Here is a 20922-nt window from a genome sequence, read left to right as displayed (position 1 = left end):
ATTGTCAGTGGCTCCCTCTACCTTGTGTCCATAGACGCATGGTGAGGGGGAGCTGTGGCGACGGTCGAGGAAGGGCGCGTGACGGCGCCCGGTTGGCGCGGGGGATTCGGGCGGCTGTGGACGGCCGCCGTGGTCTCCCGGTTCGGGGACGCGTTACGGACGTCCGCCCTGCCCCTGCTCGCGGTGCGGCTCAGCGACGAACCCCTGGTCATCGCCTCGGTGACGGCCTGCGGCTATGTGCCGTGGCTGCTGTTCGGGCTGCTCGGCGGGGCCGTGGCCGACCGGGTCGACCAACGCCGGGCGATGTGGGCCGTGGACACGGTCCGTGGCCTGCTGGTGGCCGCGTTCGCCGTCGTCGTGGCACTGGGCCACGCCTCGATCCCGCTGCTGCTCGCCCTCGCCTTCGCGCTGACCACGCTCCAGACCCTCTTCGACAACGCCTCCACGGCCCTGCTGCCCGCGCTCGTGGACCGCGCGGCCCTGGGCGGCGCCAACGCCCGGCTGATGACCGGACAGCAGATCGCCGGCGGTCTGCTCGCCGCCCCGCTGGTGCCACTGCTGCTGACGGCGGGCGCCTTCATGCCGTTCGCGGCCGACGCGAGCACCTTCCTGGCCGCCGCCGCCCTGGTGGCGTCCCTGCGGATACGTCCGCCGGAGCGCGAGCCGCACCCGGCCGGCAGCACCCTGCGGACGGAGATCGTGGCGGGCCTGCGCGCCCTGTGGGGCGACCGGGCACTGCGCGCGACCTGCATGGCCACGCTGCTGTGCAACATCGGCATGGGCGCCCTGATCGCCACGCTTGCGCTGCACGTGACGCGCTGGCTGGATGCGGGCAACACCGGATACGCGGCCGCGATGACGGCATTCTCGGCCGGCAGCATCACCGGCGGATTCCTCGCCCAGCGCCTCGCGCGCCGCACCGGCCGGGTGCGGGCGCTGCTGGTCGCCGGCTGCGTCCAGACATCGTCCCTGCTGCTCATCGGATCCGTCCGGCACCTGACCGCGCTCGCCACCGGCATGCTGCTGCTCGGCGCCATGAACATGGTGTGGAACGTCAACCAGGTCACTCTGATGCAGCAGCGCAGCCCCGAGGCGATGGTGGGCCGTATCGCCTCCGCGTTCCGCACCTCCTCCACGTCCGGCGCCCCGCTCGGCGCGCTCCTCGGCGGAGTGGCGGCGCGGACGTACGGACTGAACGGTCCGGCGCTGCTCGCCGCCGTCCTCTTCGCCCTCGCCGTCACCTCGCTGATACCGGCCCGCAAGGCGGACGTACCTGTTGTTGCGCCGGGCGACGACGTCACGACGGCTCGTGCCGCGCGCTGATCAAATAGGTTGGAACAGCTGGGACAGGCACGAAAGAAGGCTGAAGTCGGAAATGAACGCAGACGGCCGTACCAGGCTCAACCAGACGCCCGAATGGACCGCGCTCGCCAAGCACCGGGAGGAGCTGGCCGACACCCATCTCAGGGAGCTGTTCGCCGGCGATCCCGGACGCGGCGAGGAGTACACGCTCCAGGTCGGCGATCTGTACCTCGACTACTCGAAGCACCTGGTCACCGACGAGACACTGCGGTTGCTGCGCGAGCTGGCCGCCGCCACGGACGTGTTCGGCCTGCGGGACGCCATGTTCCGCGGCGAGAAGATCAATGTCACCGAGAACCGTGCGGTCCTGCACACCGCGCTGCGCGCCCCGCGGGACGCGGTGATCGAGGTCGACGGGGAGAACGTCGTCCCGAAGGTGCACGCCGTCCTCGACAAGATGAGCGACTTCGCCGGCCGCGTCCGCTCCGGCGAGTGGACCGGCCACACCGGCAGGCGCATCAAGAACGTGGTCAACGTCGGCATCGGCGGCTCCGACCTGGGCCCCGCGATGGCCTACGAGGTGCTGCGCAGCTTCACCGACCGCGCTCTGACGGTCCGCTTCGTCTCCAACGTGGACGGCGCCGACCTGCACGAGGCCACCCGGGACCTGGACCCGGCCGAGACGCTGTTCATCATCGCGTCGAAGACCTTCACCACCATCGAGACCATCACCAACGCGACCTCCGCGCGGACGTGGCTGGTGGACGCGCTAGGTGACGACTCGGCGGTCGCCAAGCACTTCGTGGCGCTGTCCACGAACGCCGAGAAGGTCACCGAGTTCGGCATCGACCCGGACAACATGTTCGAGTTCTGGGACTGGGTCGGCGGCCGGTACTCGTACGACTCGGCGATCGGCCTGTCCCTGATGATCGCGATCGGACCCGACCGGTTCCGCGAGATGCTCGACGGCTTCCGGCTGGTCGACGACCATTTCCGCACCGCACCCGCCGAGGCCAACGCACCTTTGCTGCTGGGCCTGTTGGGCATCTGGTACGACAATTTCCACGACGCCCAGTCGCACGCGGTCCTGCCGTACAGCCACTACCTGTCGAAGTTCACCGCCTACCTGCAGCAGCTCGACATGGAGTCCAACGGCAAGTACGTGGCGCGGGACGGCCGGCCGGTCGAGTGGCAGACCGGGCCGGTGGTGTGGGGCACGCCGGGCACCAACGGGCAGCACGCCTACTACCAGTTGATCCACCAGGGCACCAAGCTCGTCCCGGCGGACTTCATCGGCTTCGCCGAGCCGGTGGGCGAGCTGAGTGACCAACTCAAGGCCCAGCACGACCTGTTGATGGCCAACTTCTTCGCCCAGACCCAGGCGCTGGCCTTCGGCAAGACGGCCGAGGAGGTCCGCGCGGAGGGCGTGCCCCAGGAGCTGGTCGCGCACAAGACCTTCCAGGGCAACCGGCCGACGACGACCATCCTGGCCAGGGAGCTCACCCCGTCCGTCCTCGGCCAGCTGGTCGCGCTCTACGAACACAAGGTGTTCGTGCAGGGCGCGGTGTGGAACATCGACTCCTTCGACCAGTGGGGCGTGGAGCTGGGCAAGGTGCTGGCCAAGCGGGTCGAGCCGGCGCTGACCGAGGGCGCGGAGGTGCCCGGCCTCGACGCCTCCACCAAGACGCTGGTCGCCAAGTACAGGCAGCTGCGCGGCCGGAGCTGATCCCCGCCCGAGCCGCCGCGGCAGAACCCTCTGTGTGCCCGCTGTGCGCATCCCCTAGGGTTGGGCGACTTCAGGGGAGGAAGGCGCATGGTGCACAGAGGGTTCGCCGCGGCCGTCGCGGTGGCCGTGGTGGGGATGTCGGCGGTGGGCTGCGGCAGCGGCGACCCGTCGGCGGAGGGCAGGAGCGGCCGGTCGTCCGCCACGACGAAGGCCGCGCCGGCCTACTCCGGGCTGTCCCAGGTGCCGGAGCGGTTGGGAAACGACGGCACGACCATCATGGTCGGGGATCCCGCCGCCCGGGTGACCGTGCACCTGTACGAGGACCCGCGGTGCCCGGTGTGCAAGCAGTTCGAGACCACCGGCGGTGCCGCGCGGCTGCGCGAGGCGACCATCCGGCGTCAGGCCGAGACCGAGTACACCCTGGCCTCCTTCCTGGACGGCCGGCTCGGCGGCTCGGGTTCCGCGAAGGCGGTCAACGCGCTGCGGGCTGCGCTGGACAAGGGCAGGTTCGCCGAGTACCACGACGTGCTCTACGCCCACCAGCCCGCCGAGAGCGTCGACGGGTTCACCGACGCCTGCCTCCTCAAGCTGGCCGCGCGGGTCCCGGGGCTGCGCGGGCCGGACTTCGACTCCGCGGTGCGGACCATGAAGTACCGCTCGTTCGTCACCCGGGCCGAGAAGGCCTACGAAGACGCAGGCGGAGCGCAGGACCCCCGGGGCCCCGGCACCCCCACCGCCGAGATCGACGAGGTGCGTATACCGCCCGAGTACAACGCCGTGCTGTTCGACGCGGACGCCTTCGCCGGTCTGCTCACCAAGATCCGGGCACACCCCGAGCAGTGGCGGCAGACGACTCCCTGACCCGGTCAGGCCACCGCGCTCAGCGTGTCCGCGAGCCGTCTGCGGGCGGCACGGCCCGCCGGCAGCGCGGACAGCAGAGCGGCACCCAGGACCGCGGCGAGGCCGACCGACAGCAGCAGCACCGGCGAGGGGGACTGGGCGATCCCGGCGCCGATGCCGCTGGAACTGCCCTGGGCGTCGATGAGCCGGCGGCCCAGCGGCAGCCCCAGCGCCGTGCCGGCGATCACCGCGGCCAGGGCCGTACAGCTCGTCGCCGTGACGGTGATCGCGGTGATCTGCCGCGGCGACATGCCGATCGCCTTCAGCGCCAGCACGTCCCGCTCGCCCTCCCGGACGCTGCCGCCGATCGCGGTGAGCAGCTCGACCAGACCGATCAGGGCCAGTACGGCGATCAGCCCGGCGACGACCGCGCGCAGCGGGGACAGGCCGTCGGCCGGGTTCGTCACCGTGTGCACGTCGAGGTGGCCGTGGCCGGCCCGGGCCAGTGCGGCGGCCACGTGCTGCGGGGCGGTGCCGGGGCGCAGCCGCAGTTCGTAGAAGGCGGGGGTCAGCGCGGGGTCGTTCTCGCGGAGGGTGTCCAGGGAGGTGGTCACCACCCGGCCGGCGTTCTGCGGTTCGATGCTGCGCCCCACGATGTGCAGGATCTGCGGCCGGTCGCCCACGGTCATGCGCACCCAGTCACCGACCCGGGCGTGCAGCAGGTCCAGCAGGCCCTGGCCGGCCACCGCCTCGTCCGGTCCGCGTGCGGCCCGGCCCTCGGCGAGGGCGTAGGGGTAGGGCTCGGCGCGGGTGCCGACGCCGCGCAGCGCGATGGTGCCGGTCTGGCCGGGGACCAGCGCGGCGACCTCGACGCCGGGATAGGCGGCGGCGACCCCGTGATCGCCGCTGAGCAGGGCCCGTACGGCGGATGTGTCCAGATCGCCGTCGGAGCGGACCGTCAGGGCCGTCGGCAGACCCATGCGGTCCGGGCTGTTGTGGAAGCGGTCGATCGTGGTCCAGGCGCTGAGCGCCACCACGATCAGCAGCAGCGGCAGGGTCAGCCGGGCCATGGTGGCCAGTGAGCGGCCGCGCCCCGTGAACGCCTTGTGGCAGCCGAGGACCAGCGCGGCCGGCAGCCGCAGCCCGAGCGCCCGCCGGGCCGGTCCGGTCAGCCGGCCGCCGGCCGGTGCGGCCGGGCGCGGCACCGGAACCGGCGGCACCCGCCCGGCCCGCCACGCCGCGAGCCCCGTGGTCAGACCGATGAACAGGACCGCGCCCACGGGCACCACGAGCAGCGCCACGGTGTGCCCCGGCAACCCCTGCCACACGCCCACGGCGTCACCGAGCCGGCCGGGGATCCGGCGGCCCAGGGCATCGGTGAGCGCCGCGGCGGCCACCGAGCCGAGCAGCGCGTACGCCAGGTGCTGGAGCAGGAAGATCCGGACGACCTGACCGGGTGTGAAGCCGATCGCCTTCAGCACCGAGATGTCCCGCAGATGCCCGCGGATGCGGGTGGCGATCGCCCCGTGCACGGCGAACCCCGCGGCGATCAGGGCGCCGAGACCGAACAGGCCGAGCACCTGGCCGAGCAGCCGGTTGTCACCCTGGGCCGCGGCGCGTTCCTGCTGCCAGGTGGAGACCTCGCCGACCGCGCCCGCGCCCAGCACCGTGACGGCCCGCTGCACCGCGTAGTCCGTGTCGCCCGGGTCGCCGAGACGCAGCCCGATCACCTGGCCGCCGGGAGCATGTACGGCGGCGGGCAGCGCCCACACCAGCCCCGGCTGCTCGCCCGCGCTGTAACGGGGCTCGGCGCTGTCCGCGATGCCCTCGACGGTCAGGGCGCGGGCGGTACCGGGCAGGGTGAGGGTGTCCCCGGGCTCCGCCAGCAGCGCCCGGGCCAGGCTGCTCTCCAGCACCACGCCGTCCGGTTCGGCCGGATCCAGCCAGTGCCCGGCGGTGAGCAGCGGCCGGCCGACAGCGGGCAGCTCGGGCATGCCGCGCAGCTCCACGGAGGCGCGGGTGCCGCGTACGGAGACGGTGGCGGACTCGGTGCGGTAGGGGCCGGCCACGGACTCGACACCCGGCAGCCGGGCCAGCCCGCGGGCGTCGGCCGACGGCACGGTGTGGATCCACACGTGTGCCCCGCGGGCCTGTGTGAAGACCCGCTGCCAGGGGTTGGTGGCGTATCCGAACAGGGCGGTGGCCAGCAGCAGCGAGACGACGATCCCGGCGGTGGCCAGCACGAGGAACAGCGCTTCACCACGGTGGGTGCGCAGGTCCGACTGCGCCCAGCGCAGGGTGGCTCGTACGTCCCGGAGATCCAGCACCGTCAGTCCCTCAGCTCCAGCACGCCCGAGATCCCCGGCTTCCTGGGCGGCGGGGTGCCGTCCAGCGCGGCGTCGTCGGCTATCCGGCCGTCGAAGAAGCTGATCACGCGGTCGGCGGCGCTGGCCAGCCGGGCATCGTGCGTGACCAGCACGATCGTCTGGCCCCGTCCGTGGAAGCGGGACAGCAGCCGCATGACCTCGCGCGTGCCCTTGCTGTCCAGGCTGCCGGCGGGCTCGTCGGCCAGCAGCAGCGGGGGATGGTTGACCAGGGCCCGGGCGAGCGCGACCCGCTGCTGTTCGCCGCCGGACAGCTCGCCCGGCATGCTGCGCTCCTTGCCCCGGAGCCCCAGCTCGGCCAGCAGCTCCTCGCGCTCGGCGCGGGCCTTCTTCGGCGGGACACCGGCGAGCAGGGCGGGCAGCTCGACGTTGTCGGCGACGGACAGGTTCGACACCAGGTTGAAGAACTGGAACACGATCCCGATGGCCTTGCGGCGCTCCACCGCCCAGCGCGCCTCGCTGAAGGAGTCCGTGCACCGGCCGTCCAGCCAGATGCTGCCCTCGTCGGGGCGCTGCAGCCCGCCGAGCAGATGCAGCAGCGTCGACTTGCCGGCGCCGGACGGGCCGGTGATCGCCACGAACTCGCCCCGCGCCACGGACAGGTCGACCCCGCGTACGGCGTGCGCGGGCGCGCCCTCGCCGTGATGGGTCTTCACCAGACCCGCGGCGCGCAGCACCGGAGTGCCGTCCGTGCTCACTGAAGGTCCTCCAGTTCCTCCTGGCACCGTTCCAGCCAGTCGAGGTCGGCCTGCAGATGCAGCATCGCGCCCTCGATGAGCAGATGGGCGATGCGGTTGTCCCGGTTCTCGGCCGCGGCCAGCTTCGACAGGTTGCGCATGGTGTTGAGGTACTGGCGCCGCTGGCGGTTGATGAGGGCGATCTGGTCGGTGAGACCGGTCTGCGGGGCGAGGGCGAGCTTCATGAAGAACTCGTCCCGAACCCGCGGCTCGTCCTCGGTCTCCTCGAACCAGGCGTGCAGCGCCTCCCGCCCGGCGTCGGTGAGGTGGTAGACCTTCTTGTTGGGCCGGCTGGACTGCTCGACGTCCTCGCCCTCGATCAGTCCCGACTTCTCGAGGCGGCCGAGGGTGACGTATATCTGGCCGACGTTGGGCTGAGGGTACGCGGAGCCCAGCAGTTGCTCAAGGTCCTGCTTCAGCTCGTAGCCGTGGGCGGGGCCGCGGGCGAGGAGTGCCAGGAGGGGCAGGCGCACTCGTGCTCTCCTCCTAGTCTGCGTAATGTGCTCCAGGCCCTAGTATCGCCCATACCTAACAGGTATACATGGCCTCTGACTCCCGGGCGAGGGTGCCCGGAGCCTTGTGTACGTGTTCAGGGAGGAACCTATGCGGTGGATGCGCGCCGCCGGTAGGGGCCTTCTCGTTCTCGCCGTGATCATGACCGGGTACGTCGCCTCCGGCGCCCATGCCGACGAGGCCGCGGGCGACGGCCGCGGCCCGCTCACCCTGGCCACCGCCGGCGATCTCACCGGCTATCTCGCCCCGCTGCTGCAGGGCTGGAACCGCACCCACCCCGGCGAGAAGGTCACCCTCGTCGAGCTGCCGGACTCCGCCGACGAGACCCACGCCCAGATGACCACCGACCTGCGCGGCGGCGACCGGGGCCGGTTCGACGTCCTCAACATCGACGTCAACTGGACCTCGGAGTTCGCGGCGGCCGGCTGGATCCGCCCGCTGCCGCGCGACCGCTTCCCGCTGAAGAGCTTTCTGCCGCCGGTCGTGGACACGGCCACCTACGACGGCCGGCTGTACGCGGTGCCGTACGTCACGAATGCCGGACTTCTCCTGTATCGCAAGGACATCCTCGCCAAGGAGGGCGTACCGCCGCCGCGCACCTGGGCCGAGCTGGAGCGCGACGCGAAGACCATCGCGCCCACGTACGGACTCGGCGGCTACGCGGGCCAGTTCCTGCCCTACGAGGGCCTCACCGTGAACGCGGCCGAGGCCGTCTACTCGGCGGGCGGCACGATCCTCGGCGGCGAGGGCACCCGGGTCACCGTCGACTCCTCCGCCGCCCGCGAGGGCATCGGCTTCCTCGCCCGTGGCGTCCGCGAGGGCTGGATACCCAAGGTGGCGCTGACGTACAAGGAGGAGGAGTCCAAGCAGGCCTTCCAGGACGGCAGGCTGCTCTTCCTGCGCAACTGGCCCTACGCCTACGTCGTCGCCTCCGCCAAGGGTTCCAAGGTCGCCGGGAAGATCGGCGCCGTACCACTGCCCGGACCCGACGGACCGGGGACCAGTGTGCTCGGCGGCTCCAACCTGGCCGTCAACTCCCATACGCCGCACCCCGATTCGGCCGCCCGCCTGATCGCCTATCTCACCAGTGCGCCCGTCCAGCGCCAGGTGCTCACCCGGGGTGCGCTGCCTCCGGTGCGCGCCGCGCTCTACGAGGACCCCGGACTCGTACGGCGCTTCCCGTATCTGCCGACCCTGCGCACCGCCGTGCTCACCGCCCGGCCGCGCCCCAAGAGCCCGCACTACGACCAGGTCAGCCTGGTGGTGCAGGCCGTGATGCAGGACGCGCTCACCGGGCGCCAGACACCCGAGCAGGCCGTGCGCCGGCTCGCGCGCGAGCTCGACGCGATCGCCCGCCGATAGTTACTTGTTAAGTAACGCGCAGATCTCATCTCGATGCGTGATGCCCGGTTAAGTCCGATTTTGCGCCCTCAACTCACCGGTAGCTTCCGTTCTTTTCGTTGACACCCTCACGACACGCCTACCTAACATGCATGCATGCTGAGTAAGTACCACTGGTGGCGTGACGCGGTGATCTACCAGGTCTACGTCCGCAGCTTCCTCGACAGCACCGGCGACGGCGTCGGCGATCTGGCCGGCGTCCGGGCCGGGCTGCCGTACCTGAAGAAGCTGGGCGTCGACGGGATCTGGCTGAGCCCGTTCTATCCCTCGCCGCAGCACGACCACGGCTACGACGTGGCCGACTACTGCGGGGTCGACCCGCTCTTCGGCGACCTCGCCGAGTTCGACCTGCTGATGGCCGCCGCGCACCGGCTCGGCATCAAGGTGCTCCTCGACATCGTCCCCAACCACTGCTCCAGCGAGCACCCGTGGTTCCGCGAGGCGCTGGACAGCGAGCCCGGCAGCCCGGCCCGCGCGCGCTTCCACTTCGCCGACGGCCGCGGCCCGGACGGCGGCGAGCCGCCCAACAACTGGCACGCCATGTTCGGCGGCCCCGCCTGGACCAGGGTCGCCGACGGCCAGTGGTACCTGCACATGTTCACGCCCGAGCAGCCCGACTGGAACTGGCGCACCCCCGAGGTCGCCGCCGAGTTCGACCGCGTCCTGCGCTTCTGGCTCGACCGGGGCGTCGACGGCTTCCGCATCGACGTCGCCGCCGGCCTCTACAAGCACCCCGAACTGCCCGACTCCGAGGACCCCGAGGCCGACGCCCGCACCCGCGACTCGGTCAACCCGCTCGCCTGGAACCAGCCCGAGGTGCACGCGGTGTGGCGGCAGTGGCGCGCGACATGCGAGGAGTACACCGCACGCGACGGCCGCGAACGCCTCCTCGTCGGCGAGGTCTCCGTCCCCACCGCCCGCGAACACGCCCTGTACGTCCGCCCGGACGAACTCCACCAGGCCTTCTTCTTCGACCTGCTCGGCGCCCCCTGGGACGCCGACGCCTTCCGCAAGGTCATCTCCGAGGCCATGCAGGACATCGCCGGCACCGGCTCCACGGTCACCTGGGTCCTCAACAACCACGACCAGGTCCGCACCGTCACCCGCTACGGCGAACCCGCCCCCGAGGGCAGCGGCCTCGGCGCCGCCCGCGCCCGCGCCGCCGCGCTGCTCATGCTGGCGCTGCCCGGAGCCGCGTACATCTACCAGGGCGAGGAACTGGGCCTGCCCGAGGTCGTCGACCTGCCCGACGACGTCCTCACCGACCCCATATTCCGCCGCACCGGAAGCCGCGCCCGCATCCGGGACGGCTGCCGGGTGCCGCTGCCCTGGTCCGGTCAGGCCTCTCCGTTCGGCTTCACCTCCGGTGTCGAAGGGGCGAAGCCCTGGCTGCCCCAGCCGGACTACTTCGCCGAGTACGCCACCGACCGCGCCCTCGTCGACACCCGCTCCTTCTGGCACCTTTACCGCGACGGACTCCAACTCAGGCGCTCCCTGCCGCAGTTGGGCGAGGGTGCGCTGAGCTGGCTGGACACCCCGCCCGGCGTCCTCGCCTTCACCCGCGGCGACGGCCTGGTCTGCGCCGTCAACTTCGGCACGGCTCCCACGCCCGCCCCCGTCTCCGGCACCCCCCTGCTCTCCAGCGGCCCCTGCCCGGCCGGCGTCCTGCCCGCCGCCACGGCCGCCTGGTGGCTCAGCGACCTGTGATCAACCACTTCTCGAAGGGACATCGACGATGATGCGACGCCGTACCACCCTGCTCACCAGCTGCACCGCCCTCGCCCTGGCGCTCGGCGCGACCGCCTGCGGCGGCGGCCCCGTCTCGGCCGGCGGCGGCGACAAGGCGCTCAGCGGCCAGACCGTCACCGTGGCCGGCGTCTGGACCGGCAGCGAGCAGAAGAACTTCCAGAAGGTCCTGGACGCGTTCACCGCCAAGACCGGCGCCAAGACGCAGTTCATCTCCACCGGCGACAACGTCTCCACCGTCGTCGGCAGCAAGATCGAAGGCGGCAACGCGCCCGACGTCGTGATGGTCCCGCAGGTCGGCGTCCTGCAGCAGTTCGCCAAGAAGGGCTGGCTCAAGCCGCTGTCCCCGACCGCCCAGCAGACGGTCACCGCCGACTACGCGCCCGTGTGGAAGAAGTACGGCAGCGTCGACGGCACCCTGTACGGCCTGTACTTCAAGGCCGCCCACAAGTCCACCGTCTGGTACAGCCCCGACGCGCTCACCCAGGCCGGGGTCAAGCCGCCGAAGACGTACGACGAGCTGCTCAAGGCCGGCCACACCGTCTCCGACTCCGGGCTCGCCGCCTTCTCCGTCGCCGGTGAGGACGGCTGGACCCTCACCGACTGGTTCGAGAACATCTACCTCTCCCAGGCGGGTCCCGAGAAGTACGACGCCCTCGCCGCGCACCAGCTGAAGTGGACCGACCCCTCCGTCGTCAAGGCGCTCACCACCCTCGGCAAGCTGTTCAAGGACAAGCAGCTGATCGCGGGCGGCCAGAAGGAGGCCCTGAACACCGACTTCCCGAGCTCGGTGGAGAAGGTGTTCGGGCCCAAGCCCGAGGCCGGCATGGTCTACGAGGGCGACTTCGTGGCCGGGGTCGCGCACGACCAGTTCGGCAAGGCGATCGGCAAGGACGCGAACTTCTTCCCGTTCCCGGCGGTCGACGGCGGCACGGCACCGGTCGTCAGCGGCGGTGACGCGGCCGTGGTGCTGAAGGACGGGAAGAACGCCAAGGCCGGTATGAAGCTCCTGGAGTACCTGGCGAGCCCCGAGGCGGCGGCCGTGTGGGCGAAGGCGGGCGGCTTCCTGTCCCCGAACAAGAAGCTCGACCTCGCCTCCTACGGCGACGACGTCGCCCGCGCCACCGCCAAGTCCCTGATCGACGCGGGCGACTCGGTCCGCTTCGACATGTCCGACCAGGCCCCGGCGGCCTTCGGCGGCACCAAGGGCGCCGGCGAGTGGAAGCTGCTCCAGGACTTCCTGCGCGACCCGTCCGACCCGAAGGGCACCGCGGCGAAGCTGGAATCCGCGGCGGCCAAGGCCTACCAGGGCTGACCGGCAGCGAACATGACCGCCACCACTCTTGTGAAACAGCAGGCGGGCCCGCGGGCCGCCGGCGAGGCGCGCGGGCGCCGCAGCCGGCGGCGCGCCCGGCTGATCGCCCTGCTCTTCGTCTTCCCCGCGCTGCTGCTGCTCGGCGCGCTCGTCGTCTACCCCGTGTTGTTCTCCGTCGGCCGCAGCTTCTTCGACGCCTCCGGCACCCGGTTCGTGGGCGGCGACAACTACGCCGAGATGTTCCGCGACCCGGCGACCCTGAAGGCCATCCGCAACACCGCCATCTGGGTGGTGGTGGCCCCGTCCCTGCTGACCGGCCTCGGCCTGATCCTGGCCGTGCTGGTCGAGAAGGTCCGCTGGGCCACCGCCTTCAAGCTCCTGCTCTTCATGCCGATGGCCGTGTCCTTCCTGGCCGCCGGCATCATCTTCCGGCTCGCCTACGACCAGGACCCGAACAAGGGCGTGCTGAACGCGGCCGTCGTCTCCGTCCACGACGCCTTCGAGGGCACGTCGTCGTACCCGACGGCGCGCGGCCGCCAGGGCCTGCTGACCCAGGACCCCGACGGCTCGTACCGTACGACCGCCGCCGCCGGCCACACGGTGGCGCTCCCGATGGTCGGGGTGCTGCCCAAGGACCTGCCGAAGGGAGCCGAGCCCGCTGCTGCGGCGGCCTCTCGCAAGGCCGCGCCCGGCGAGCTGCGCGGTGTCGTCTACCTCGACTTCACCCCCGGCGGGGGCGGTAAGCCGGGCCGGGTCGACCCGAAGGAGAGCGGCCTGCCCGGCATGCGCGTCCAGGCGGTGCGCGACGGGCAGACGGTCGCGAGCACGACCACCGCGGCCGACGGTTCCTTCCGCTTCCCCGGGCTGCGCGCGGGCTCGTACACGGTGAAACTGCCCGAGTCCAACTTCGCGGCGCCCTACCAGGGCGTCTCCTGGCTCGGGCCGACGCTGGTCACCCCGGCGATCATCGGCGCGTACCTGTGGATCTGGACGGGCTTCGCGATGGTGCTGATCGGCGCGGGCCTGTCGACCCTGCCCCGGGACGCGCTGGAGGCGGCCCGGATGGACGGGGCGAACGAGTGGCAGATCTTCCGGCGCATCACCGTGCCGCTGCTGGCGCCCGTGCTCACCGTCGTCTTCGTGACCCTCGTCATCAACGTGATGAAGGTCTTCGACCTCGTCTACATCATCGCGCCCGGACCGGTGCAGGAGGACGCCACGGTGCTCGCGACCCAGATGTGGCTCGTGTCCTTCGGCGGCGGCAACAACCAGGGCCTCGGCAGCGCGCTGGGCGTGCTGCTCCTGCTGCTGGTCATCCCGGCGATGGTCTTCAACGTCCGCCGTTTCCGCCGTAGTCAACGATGAGGAGCCAGCGATGAACTCGGCCATGAACGCGATCAGGCGGGGCCTGGGCAACGGCCTGGTGCAGGCTTTCCTGGTGGTGATCGGCCTGGTCTGGCTGACCCCGCTCGCCGGCCTCTTCGTGTCCTCCCTGCGCTCGGCCCAGGACACCGCGAAGGGCGGCTGGTGGACCGCGCTCACCAGCCCCGGCCGGCTGTCCTTCGACAACTACTCGGCCCTGCTGAAGAACTCCGGTATGACGCAGGCCTTCTGGAACACGGTCCTGATCTCGGTGCCGGCCACGACGCTCGTCGTGGTCATCGCCGCCCTCGCCGGATACGCCTTCGCCTGGCTGGACTTCCCCTTGCGGGAGCCCCTCTTCCTGCTGGTGGTGGCCCTGTTGGTGGTGCCGGTGCAGATCGGCCTGCTGCCGGTGGCCAAACTCTTCGGCACGTTGGGCTTGTTCGGCACGATCCCCGGAGTCGTCCTGTTCCATGTGGCGTACGGCCTCCCCTTCGCCGTGTTCCTGCTCCGCAACTACTTCGCGGAGATGCCGAAGGAGATGCTGGAGGCGGCCCGGATGGACGGGGGCAGCGAGTGGCGCATCTTCACGCGCCTGGTCCTTCCCGTGGGCCGGCCCGCGATCGCCTCCCTCGCCATCTTCCAGTTCCTCTGGGTCTGGAACGACATGCTGGTGGCGTTGCTGTTCGCCGACAGCTCCTCCCAGCCGCTGACCGTGGAACTCCAGTCCCAGATCCGCCAGTTCGGAAGCAACATCGACGTCCTGGCGCCGGGCGCCTTCCTGTCCCTGATCGTGCCGGTGGTCGTGTTCTTCGCGTTCCAGCGGCACTTCGTGCAGGGCGTGATGGCGGGTTCGGTGAAATGAGGGACGGCGGGGACCGAAGTCCCCGCCGTCCCCATCCGTGCGCCGTCCCTATCCGTGAAAGAGCGTCACGGCGAAGCCGGCGGATACAGCGACCGCGGCAGCTGCGAAGCCGCGGCGGCGTCCAGCAGCCACAGCGTGCGCGAGCGGCCGTGCGCGCCCGCCGCCGGGGCCTGGATCTCGCCCGCGCCAGACAGGGCGATGGCCGCGGCCTCCGCCTTGTCCTCGCCGGCCGCGAGGAGCCAGACCTCGCGGGCCGCGCGGATCGCCGGGAGGGTGAGGGAGACCCGGGTCGGCGGCGGCTTGGGGGCGCCGTGGACGCCGATCACCGTGCGTTCCGTCTCCCGTACCCCCGGATGCTCCGGGAAGAGCGAGGCCACGTGGGTGTCCGGGCCGACGCCCAGCATCAGGACGTCGAAGGTCGGGACCGAGCCGTGGTTCTCCGGCCCGGCCGCCTTCGCCAGCTCCGCCGCGTACGCCTCCGCCGCCGCGTCGACGTCCGTACCGTACGGCCCGTCGGAGGCGGGCATGGCGTGCACGCGCTCGGGGTCCAGCGGGACCGAGTCGAGCAGGGCCTCGCGGGCCTGCGTGACATTGCGCTCGGGGTCGCCCTCGGGCAGGTAGCGCTCGTCGCCCCACCACAGGTCGAGCCGGCCCCAGTCGATGGCGTCCCGGGCCGGGGCCGCCGCCAGCGCGGCCAGCAGGCCGTTGCCGTTGCGGCCGCCGGTGAGGACCACGGACGCGGTGCCCCGGGAGGCCTGCGCGTCCACGATCTTCGTGATCAGGCGGGCCGCGGCGGCCTGTGCCATCAGTTCCTTGTCGCGGTGGACGACCAGCTGCGGAGTGCTCACTTCGCCGCCGCCTTCCTCGCAGGTGCCTTCTTCGCGGTCTTGGCCGCCGCCCTCTTGGCCGGTGCCTTGGCCGCTTCCGCTTCGGGCTGGGGCTCGGCGACCGGCTCCTGACCGGACTGCTCCGGGACCGTGTTCAGCCGCTCCACGCCGTAGCGCAGCGCCGACGCGTAGGTGTCGTCCGGGTCGAGCCGGCGCAGCTCCTCCGCGATCAACTCGGCGGTCTCCCGCCGCTTCAGCGCCACCGCGCGGGCCGGCTGGCCCTCGATGGACAGCGTGGCCAGCGTGCCGTCCGCGCGGTCCAGGACGATCGGGCCGCAGCTGGTGTCCAGGCGGACCGCGGTGAGGCCCGGGCCGCCCGACAGCGACCGCTTCACCGGTACGTCCAGCCGGTCCGCGAGCCACATCGCCAGCAGCTCACAGCTCGGGTTGAACTCCTCGCCCTCCACCTCGACGGCCCGCACCTCACAGGTGACCTGGTCCAGGGCCGCCGCGAGCATCGAACGCCACGGCGTGATCCGGGTCCAGGACAGGTCGGTGTCGCCGGGCGTGTAGGCCTCGGCGCGGGCGGACAGCTCCCGCACCGGCTGCTCGGCGGCGTAGGTGTCGGTGACCCGGCGCTGGGCGAGCGCGCCCAGCGGGTCCTTCGCCGGGTCCAGCGGGGCGTTCACCGGCCACCACACGACCACCGGGGCGTCCGGCAGCAGCAGCGGCAGCACGACCGAGTCCGCGTGGCCCACGACCTCGCCGTACAGCCGCAGCACGACCGTCTCGCCGGTGCCCGCGTCCGCGCCCACCCGCACCTCGGCGTCCAGACGCGAGGAGGTGCGGTCGCGCGGGCTGCGGGAGACCCGCTTGATGACCACCAGCGTGCGCGAGGGGTGCTCGCGGGAGGCGTCGTTGGCGGCCTTCAGCGCGTCGTAGGCGTTCTCCTCGTCGGTGACGATGACGAGGGTCAGGACCATGCCGACGGCGGGGGTGCCGATGGCGCGGCGGCCCTGGACGAGCGCCTTGTTGATGTCGCCGGCGGTGGTGTCGGTCAGGTCTATCTTCATGGGCGGCGCCAGCTCCGTCCGTCTCGTGCGAGCATCTCGTCCGCCTCGGCGGGGCCCCAGGTGCCCGACTGGTACTGCGCGGGCCTGCCGTGCTTGTCCCAGTACTCCTCGATCGGGTCGAGGATCTTCCAGGACAGCTCGACCTCCTCGGTGCGCGGGAAGAGGTTGGCGTCGCCCAGCAGCACGTCCAGGATCAGGCGCTCGTACGCCTCCGGGCTGGACTCCGTGAAGGACTCGCCGTAGGCGAAGTCCATGGAGACGTCCCGGATCTCCATCGAGGTGCCCGGCACCTTCGAACCGAACCGCACGGTCACGCCCTCGTCCGGCTGGACGCGGATGACGATCGCGTTCTGGCCCAGCTCCTCCGTCGCCGTGGTGTCGAAGGGGGAGTGCGGGGCCCGCTGGAAGACGACGGCGATCTCCGTCACCCGGCGGCCGAGGCGCTTGCCGGTGCGCAGATAGAAGGGGACGCCCGCCCAGCGGCGGTTGTCGATCTCCAGCTTGATCGCCGCGTACGTGTCGGTCTTCGACTTCCGGTCGATGCCGTCCTCTTCGAGGTAGCCGATGACCTTCTCGCCGCCCTGCCAGCCGCCCGCGTACTGCCCGCGCACGGTGCTGCGGCCCAGGTCCCTGGGCAGCCGTACCGCGCCGAGCACCTTCTCCTTCTCCGCGGCCAGCGCGTCCGCGTCGAAGGAGGCGGGCTCCTCCATGGCGGTCAGCGCCATGAGCTGGAGCAGGTGGTTCTGGATGACGTCACGGGCGGCGCCGATGCCGTCGTAGTAGCCGGCCCGGCCGCCGATGCCGATGTCCTCGGCCATGGTGATCTGCACATGGTCCACGAAGGACCGGTTCCAGATCGGCTCGAACATCGTGTTGGCGAAACGCAGCGCCAGGATGTTCTGGACGGTCTCCTTGCCGAGGTAGTGGTCGATGCGGAACACCTGGTCCGGCTCGAACACCTCGTGCACGACCTTGTTGAGCTCCTCGGCCGACTTCAGGTCGTGGCCGAACGGCTTCTCGATGACCGCGCGCCGCCAGGAACCGCTCGACTGGTCGGCCAGCCCGTGCTTCTTCAGCTGCTGGATGACGACCGGGAAGGAGCGCGGCGGCACCGACAGGTAGAAGGCGAAGTTGCCGCTCGTGCCCTGTGCCTTGTCCAGTTCGTCGATGGTGGAGCGCAGGCGCTCGAAGGCGTCGTCGTCGTCGAAGGTGCCCTGGACGAAGCGCATCCCCTGGATGAGCTGCTGCCAGACCTCCTCGCGGAACGGTGTACGGGCGTGCGCCTTGACGGCGTCGTGGACCTCCTGCGCGAAGTCCTCGTGCGCCCACTCGCGGCGGGCGAAACCCACCAGCGAGAAGCCCGGCGGCAGCAGACCCCGGTTGGCGAGGTCGTACACCGCGGGCATCAGCTTCTTGCGGGACAGGTCGCCCGTGACACCGAAGATGACCAGACCGGACGGCCCCGCGATACGCGGGAGCCGTCGGTCGGCCGGGTCACGAAGCGGGTTCGCTCCGGAACCGGAAAGGGGTGACAACTCAGCCCTCCGAAGGGGCAAGGCGCTCGAGCTCCGCCTGAGTGGACTTCAGCAGGTCGTTCCAGGACGCCTCGAACTTCTCGACGCCCTCGTCCTCCAGCACCTGCACGACGTCGTCGTACGAGATGCCGAGCTTCTCCAGCGCGTCGAGGTCGGCACGCGCCTGCTCGTAGGTGCCGGCGATGGTGTCGCCGCTGATCTCGCCGTGGTCCTCGGTGGCCTCCAGCGTGGCCTCCGGCATGGTGTTGACCGTGTTCGGCGCGACCAGCTCGGTGACGTACAGCGTGTCCGGGTACGCCGGGTCCTTCACACCGGTCGACGCCCACAGCGGGCGCTGCTTGTTGGCGCCCGCGTTCTCCAGCACCTGCCAGCGGTCGGAGGAGAAGACCTCCTCGTACGCCTGGTAGGCGAGGCGCGCGTTGGCGACGGCGGCCTTGCCGCGCAGCGCCTTGGCCTCGTCGGTGCCGATGCCGTCCAGGCGCTTGTCGATCTCGGTGTCCACGCGGGACACGAAGAAGGACGCCACGGAGTGGATCAGCGACAGGTCCAGGCCGCGCTCCTTGGCCTTCTCCAGGCCGGAGAGGTAGGCGTCCATGACGGCCCGGTACCGCTCCAGGGAGAAGATCAGGGTGACGTTGACGCTGATGCCGTGACCGATCGTCTCGGTGATGGCCGGCAGACCCGCCTCGGTGGCCGGGATCTTGATCAGGGTGTTGGGACGGTCCACCAGCCAGGCCAGCTGCTTGGCCTCGGCGACGGTGGCCCTGGTGTTGTGCGCCAGGCGCGGGTCGACCTCGATGGAGACCCGGCCGTCCTTGCCGCCGGTGGCGTCGAAGACCGGGCGCAGGATGTCGGCGGCGTCGCGGACGTCCGCCGTGGTGATCATGCGGATGGCCTCCTCGACGGTGACCTTCCGGGCGGCGAGGTCGGCGACCTGCTGCTCGTAGCCGTCACCGCCGCTGATCGCCTTCTGGAAGATCGTCGGGTTGGTGGTGACGCCCACGACGTGCTGCTGGTCGATCAGCTCGGCGAGGTTGCCGGACGTGATCCGCTTGCGCGACAGGTCGTCCAGCCAGATCGCCACGCCTTCCTCGGAGAGGCGCTTCAGTGCGTCTGTCATGGAATTACATCTCCTACGTGTCGTATATGAGCGTCAGCGCTGGGCGGCGGCGATGGATTCCCGGGCCTTGGCGGCCACATTCTCGGCAGTGAAGCCGAACTCGCGGAAGAGCACCTTGCCGTCGGCGGAAGCACCGAAGTGCTCCAGGGAAACGATGCGGCCGGCGTCCCCGACATAGCGGTACCAGGTCAGCCCGATGCCCGCCTCCACGGCCACACGGGCCCTGACGGAGGGCGGGAGCACGGAGTCCCGGTACCCCTGGTCCTGCTCCTCGAACCACTCGACGGACGGCATCGACACGACACGCGTCGGCACGCCCTCGGCCTGGAGCCGCTCACGCGCCTCCACGGCCACGTGCACCTCGGAACCGGTGGCGATCAGGATCACCTGCGGCTCGCCGCCGTCGGCCTCGAACAGGACATAGCCACCCTTGGCCGCGTCCTCGTTGGGCTCGTACGTCGGCACGCCCTGGCGGGTGAGCGCGAGGCCGTGCGGCTGGCCCTTGCCGAACTCCTTCGTCCAGCGGCCCAGGATCTCCCGCCAGGCGATGGCGGTCTCGTTGGCGTCCGCCGGGCGGACGATGTTCAGGCCCGGGATGGCGCGCAGCGAGGCCAGGTGCTCGACCGGCTGGTGGGTGGGGCCGTCCTCGCCGAGGCCGATGGAGTCGTGCGTCCACACGAACGTCACCGGCAGGTGCATCAGGGCCGACAGGCGCACCGCGTTGCGCATGTAGTCGGAGAAGACGAGGAACGTACCGCCGTAGACACGCGTGTTGCCGTGCAGCGTGATGCCGTTCATCTCGGCGCCCATGGAGTGCTCGCGGATGCCGAAGTGGATGGTGCGGCCGTACGGCTTGGCCTCGGGCAGCGGGTTGCCCTCGGGCAGGAACGAGCTCTCCTTGTCGATGGTGGTGTTGTTCGACCCGGCGAGGTCGGCGGAGCCGCCCCACAGCTCGGGGATCACCGCGCCGAGCGCCTGCAGCACCTTGCCGGAGGCGGCACGCGTCGCGACGCCCTTGCCCGGCTCGAAGACCGGGATCTTCTCCTCCCAGCCGGTGGGCAGCTCGCCCTTGCTGATGCGGTCGAACTCGGCGGCACGCTCGGGGTTGTCGTCCCGCCACACCTGCAGGGACTTCTCCCACTCGGCGCGCGCCTGGGCGCCGCGCTCCAGGGCCTTGCGGGTGTGCGTGATCACCTCGTCCTCGACGGCGAAGCTCTTCTCCGGGTCGAAGCCGAGGACGCGCTTGGTGGCCGCGACCTCCTCATCGCCCAGCGCCGAGCCGTGCGCGGCCTCGGTGTTCTGGGCGTTCGGGGCCGGCCAGGCGATGATCGAGCGCATCGCGATGAAGGACGGCTTGTCCGTGACCCTCTTCGCCTCCTGGATCGCGGTGTAGATGGCCCGCGGGTCCAGGTCGCCGTTCTCCTGGGCCTCCACGCGCTGCACATGCCAGCCGTAGGCCTCGTAGCGCTTGACGGTGTCCTCGGAGACGGCCGTCTCGGTGTCGCCCTCGATCGAGATGTGGTTGTCGTCCCACAGCAGGATCAGGTTGCCGAGCTTCTGGTGGCCGGCCAGCGAGGACGCCTCGGCGGAGATGCCCTCCTGGAGGCAGCCGTCACCGGCGATGCAGTAGATGAAGTGGTCGAAGGGCGACTCGCCCTGCGGCGCGTCCGGGTCGAACAGACCGCGCTCGTAGCGGGCGGCCATCGCCATGCCCACCGCGTTGGCGACACCCTGGCCGAGCGGACCGGTGGTGGTCTCGACACCCTTGGTGTGCCCGTACTCCGGGTGACCCGGGGTCTTCGAACCCCAGGTGCGGAAGGACTCCAGGTCCTGGAGCTCCAGGCCGAAGCCGGCCAGGTAGAGCTGCGTGTAGAGGGTCAGGGAAGAGTGGCCGGCGGACAGCACGAAGCGGTCGCGCCCGACCCACTCCGGGTCGGCCGGGTCGTGCCGCATCACCTTCTGGAAGAGGGTGTAGGCGGCCGGGGCCAGGCTCATCGCCGTACCGGGATGGCCGTTGCCGACCTTCTGTACGGCGTCGGCGGCCAGGACCCGGGCGGTGTCCACGGCCCGCTGGTCCAGCTCGGTCCACTCAAGGTCTGTGGTGGTCGGCTTGGTGCTCACCCTGGGTCAGGGCTCCTCTCCACATGTCGGTCGCCGGTCTTCGGGGCATGCGCCC

At 71.1% G+C, this 20922-nt stretch carries 16 protein-coding genes; 8 read left to right on the top strand and 8 right to left on the bottom strand.

The window, feature by feature from the left end; genetic code table 11:
* The first annotated feature begins 78 nt into the window (after nucleotides 1-78).
* The 3 genes from ACFYOH_RS04630 (at nucleotide 79) to ACFYOH_RS04620 (ending at nucleotide 3889) form a co-directional block, all read left to right on the top strand.
* Complete coding sequence (locus ACFYOH_RS04630) at nucleotides 79-1323, top strand: MFS transporter (protein ID WP_388621163.1); 1245 nt, start codon at nucleotides 79-81, stop codon at nucleotides 1321-1323.
* A gap of 52 nt (nucleotides 1324-1375) precedes the next feature.
* The gene (gene pgi, locus ACFYOH_RS04625; protein WP_388621161.1) at nucleotides 1376-3028 is read left to right on the top strand and encodes a glucose-6-phosphate isomerase; all 1653 of its coding nucleotides are present in this window, start codon (nucleotides 1376-1378) and stop codon (nucleotides 3026-3028) included.
* Nucleotides 3029-3115: 87 nt separating this feature from the next.
* Nucleotides 3116-3889, top strand: a complete 774-nt coding sequence (locus ACFYOH_RS04620) for a DsbA family protein (protein ID WP_388621159.1) — start codon at nucleotides 3116-3118, stop codon at nucleotides 3887-3889.
* A 5-nt stretch (nucleotides 3890-3894) separates the two neighbouring features.
* Here ACFYOH_RS04620 and ACFYOH_RS04615 read toward each other — a convergent pair whose 3' ends face one another.
* The 3 genes from ACFYOH_RS04615 to ACFYOH_RS04605 are packed head-to-tail and all read right to left on the bottom strand — an operon-like array spanning nucleotide 3895 to nucleotide 7462.
* Complete coding sequence (locus ACFYOH_RS04615) at nucleotides 3895-6195, bottom strand: ABC transporter permease (RefSeq protein WP_388621157.1); 2301 nt, start codon at nucleotides 6193-6195, stop codon at nucleotides 3895-3897.
* A gap of 2 nt (nucleotides 6196-6197) precedes the next feature.
* On the bottom strand, nucleotides 6198-6989 hold the full coding sequence (locus tag ACFYOH_RS04610; protein WP_388622306.1) for an ABC transporter ATP-binding protein: 792 nt from the start codon (nucleotides 6987-6989) through the stop codon (nucleotides 6198-6200).
* On the bottom strand, nucleotides 6947-7462 hold the full coding sequence (locus tag ACFYOH_RS04605; protein WP_388621155.1) for a PadR family transcriptional regulator: 516 nt from the start codon (nucleotides 7460-7462) through the stop codon (nucleotides 6947-6949). The genes ACFYOH_RS04610 and ACFYOH_RS04605 overlap by 43 nt, the downstream gene beginning before the upstream one ends.
* A 130-nt stretch (nucleotides 7463-7592) precedes the next feature.
* On the opposite strand from ACFYOH_RS04605, the gene ACFYOH_RS04600 reads away from it, so the two are divergent.
* From ACFYOH_RS04600 to ACFYOH_RS04580, 5 genes are all read left to right on the top strand, one after another.
* Nucleotides 7593-8864: an ABC transporter substrate-binding protein gene (locus ACFYOH_RS04600; RefSeq protein ID WP_388621154.1), complete on the top strand. Its 1272-nt coding sequence runs from the start codon at nucleotides 7593-7595 to the stop codon at nucleotides 8862-8864.
* 135 nt (nucleotides 8865-8999) lie between these two features.
* Nucleotides 9000-10610: a glycoside hydrolase family 13 protein gene (locus ACFYOH_RS04595; RefSeq protein WP_388621152.1), complete on the top strand. Its 1611-nt coding sequence runs from the start codon at nucleotides 9000-9002 to the stop codon at nucleotides 10608-10610.
* A 28-nt stretch (nucleotides 10611-10638) separates the two neighbouring features.
* Nucleotides 10639-11964: an ABC transporter substrate-binding protein gene (locus ACFYOH_RS04590; protein WP_388621150.1), complete on the top strand. Its 1326-nt coding sequence runs from the start codon at nucleotides 10639-10641 to the stop codon at nucleotides 11962-11964.
* 12 nt (nucleotides 11965-11976) lie between these two features.
* Nucleotides 11977-13329: an ABC transporter permease subunit gene (locus ACFYOH_RS04585; RefSeq protein WP_388621147.1), complete on the top strand. Its 1353-nt coding sequence runs from the start codon at nucleotides 11977-11979 to the stop codon at nucleotides 13327-13329.
* A 22-nt stretch (nucleotides 13330-13351) separates the two neighbouring features.
* The gene (locus ACFYOH_RS04580) at nucleotides 13352-14191 is read left to right on the top strand and encodes a carbohydrate ABC transporter permease (RefSeq protein WP_388622304.1); all 840 of its coding nucleotides are present in this window, start codon (nucleotides 13352-13354) and stop codon (nucleotides 14189-14191) included.
* Nucleotides 14192-14256: 65 nt separating this feature from the next.
* Here the strand turns inward: ACFYOH_RS04580 and pgl are convergent, their stop codons facing one another.
* From pgl to tkt, 5 genes are read right to left on the bottom strand one after another with little or no spacing between them, the layout of a single operon-like run.
* Nucleotides 14257-15039 (bottom strand): 6-phosphogluconolactonase, encoded by a 783-nt coding sequence (gene pgl, locus ACFYOH_RS04575; RefSeq protein ID WP_388621145.1) that lies wholly within the window; start codon nucleotides 15037-15039, stop codon nucleotides 14257-14259.
* Nucleotides 15036-16091, bottom strand: coding sequence for a glucose-6-phosphate dehydrogenase assembly protein OpcA (opcA, locus tag ACFYOH_RS04570; protein ID WP_388621143.1), 1056 nt, complete (start codon nucleotides 16089-16091; stop codon nucleotides 15036-15038). Before opcA ends, pgl begins: the two co-directional genes overlap by 4 nt.
* Entirely contained in the window at nucleotides 16088-17626 is a 1539-nt protein-coding gene (zwf, locus tag ACFYOH_RS04565; RefSeq protein WP_388621142.1) for a glucose-6-phosphate dehydrogenase, read from the bottom strand. The genes opcA and zwf overlap by 4 nt, the downstream gene beginning before the upstream one ends.
* A 1-nt stretch (nucleotide 17627) precedes the next feature.
* The gene (gene tal, locus ACFYOH_RS04560) at nucleotides 17628-18746 is read right to left on the bottom strand and encodes a transaldolase (protein WP_388621141.1); all 1119 of its coding nucleotides are present in this window, start codon (nucleotides 18744-18746) and stop codon (nucleotides 17628-17630) included.
* Nucleotides 18747-18779: 33 nt separating this feature from the next.
* A complete protein-coding gene (tkt, locus tag ACFYOH_RS04555) occupies nucleotides 18780-20867 on the bottom strand; it encodes a transketolase (protein WP_388621139.1) in 2088 nt (695 codons plus the stop codon).
* Between the last annotated feature and the right edge of the window lie 55 nt (nucleotides 20868-20922).

Origin of the sequence: Streptomyces sp. NPDC007856, from assembly GCF_042868225.1 — a bacterium.
Taxonomy (GTDB): domain Bacteria; phylum Actinomycetota; class Actinomycetes; order Streptomycetales; family Streptomycetaceae; genus Streptomyces.
The sequence above is the reverse complement of the archived record's forward strand: the minus strand, read 5'-3'. Positions and strand labels throughout refer to the sequence as shown.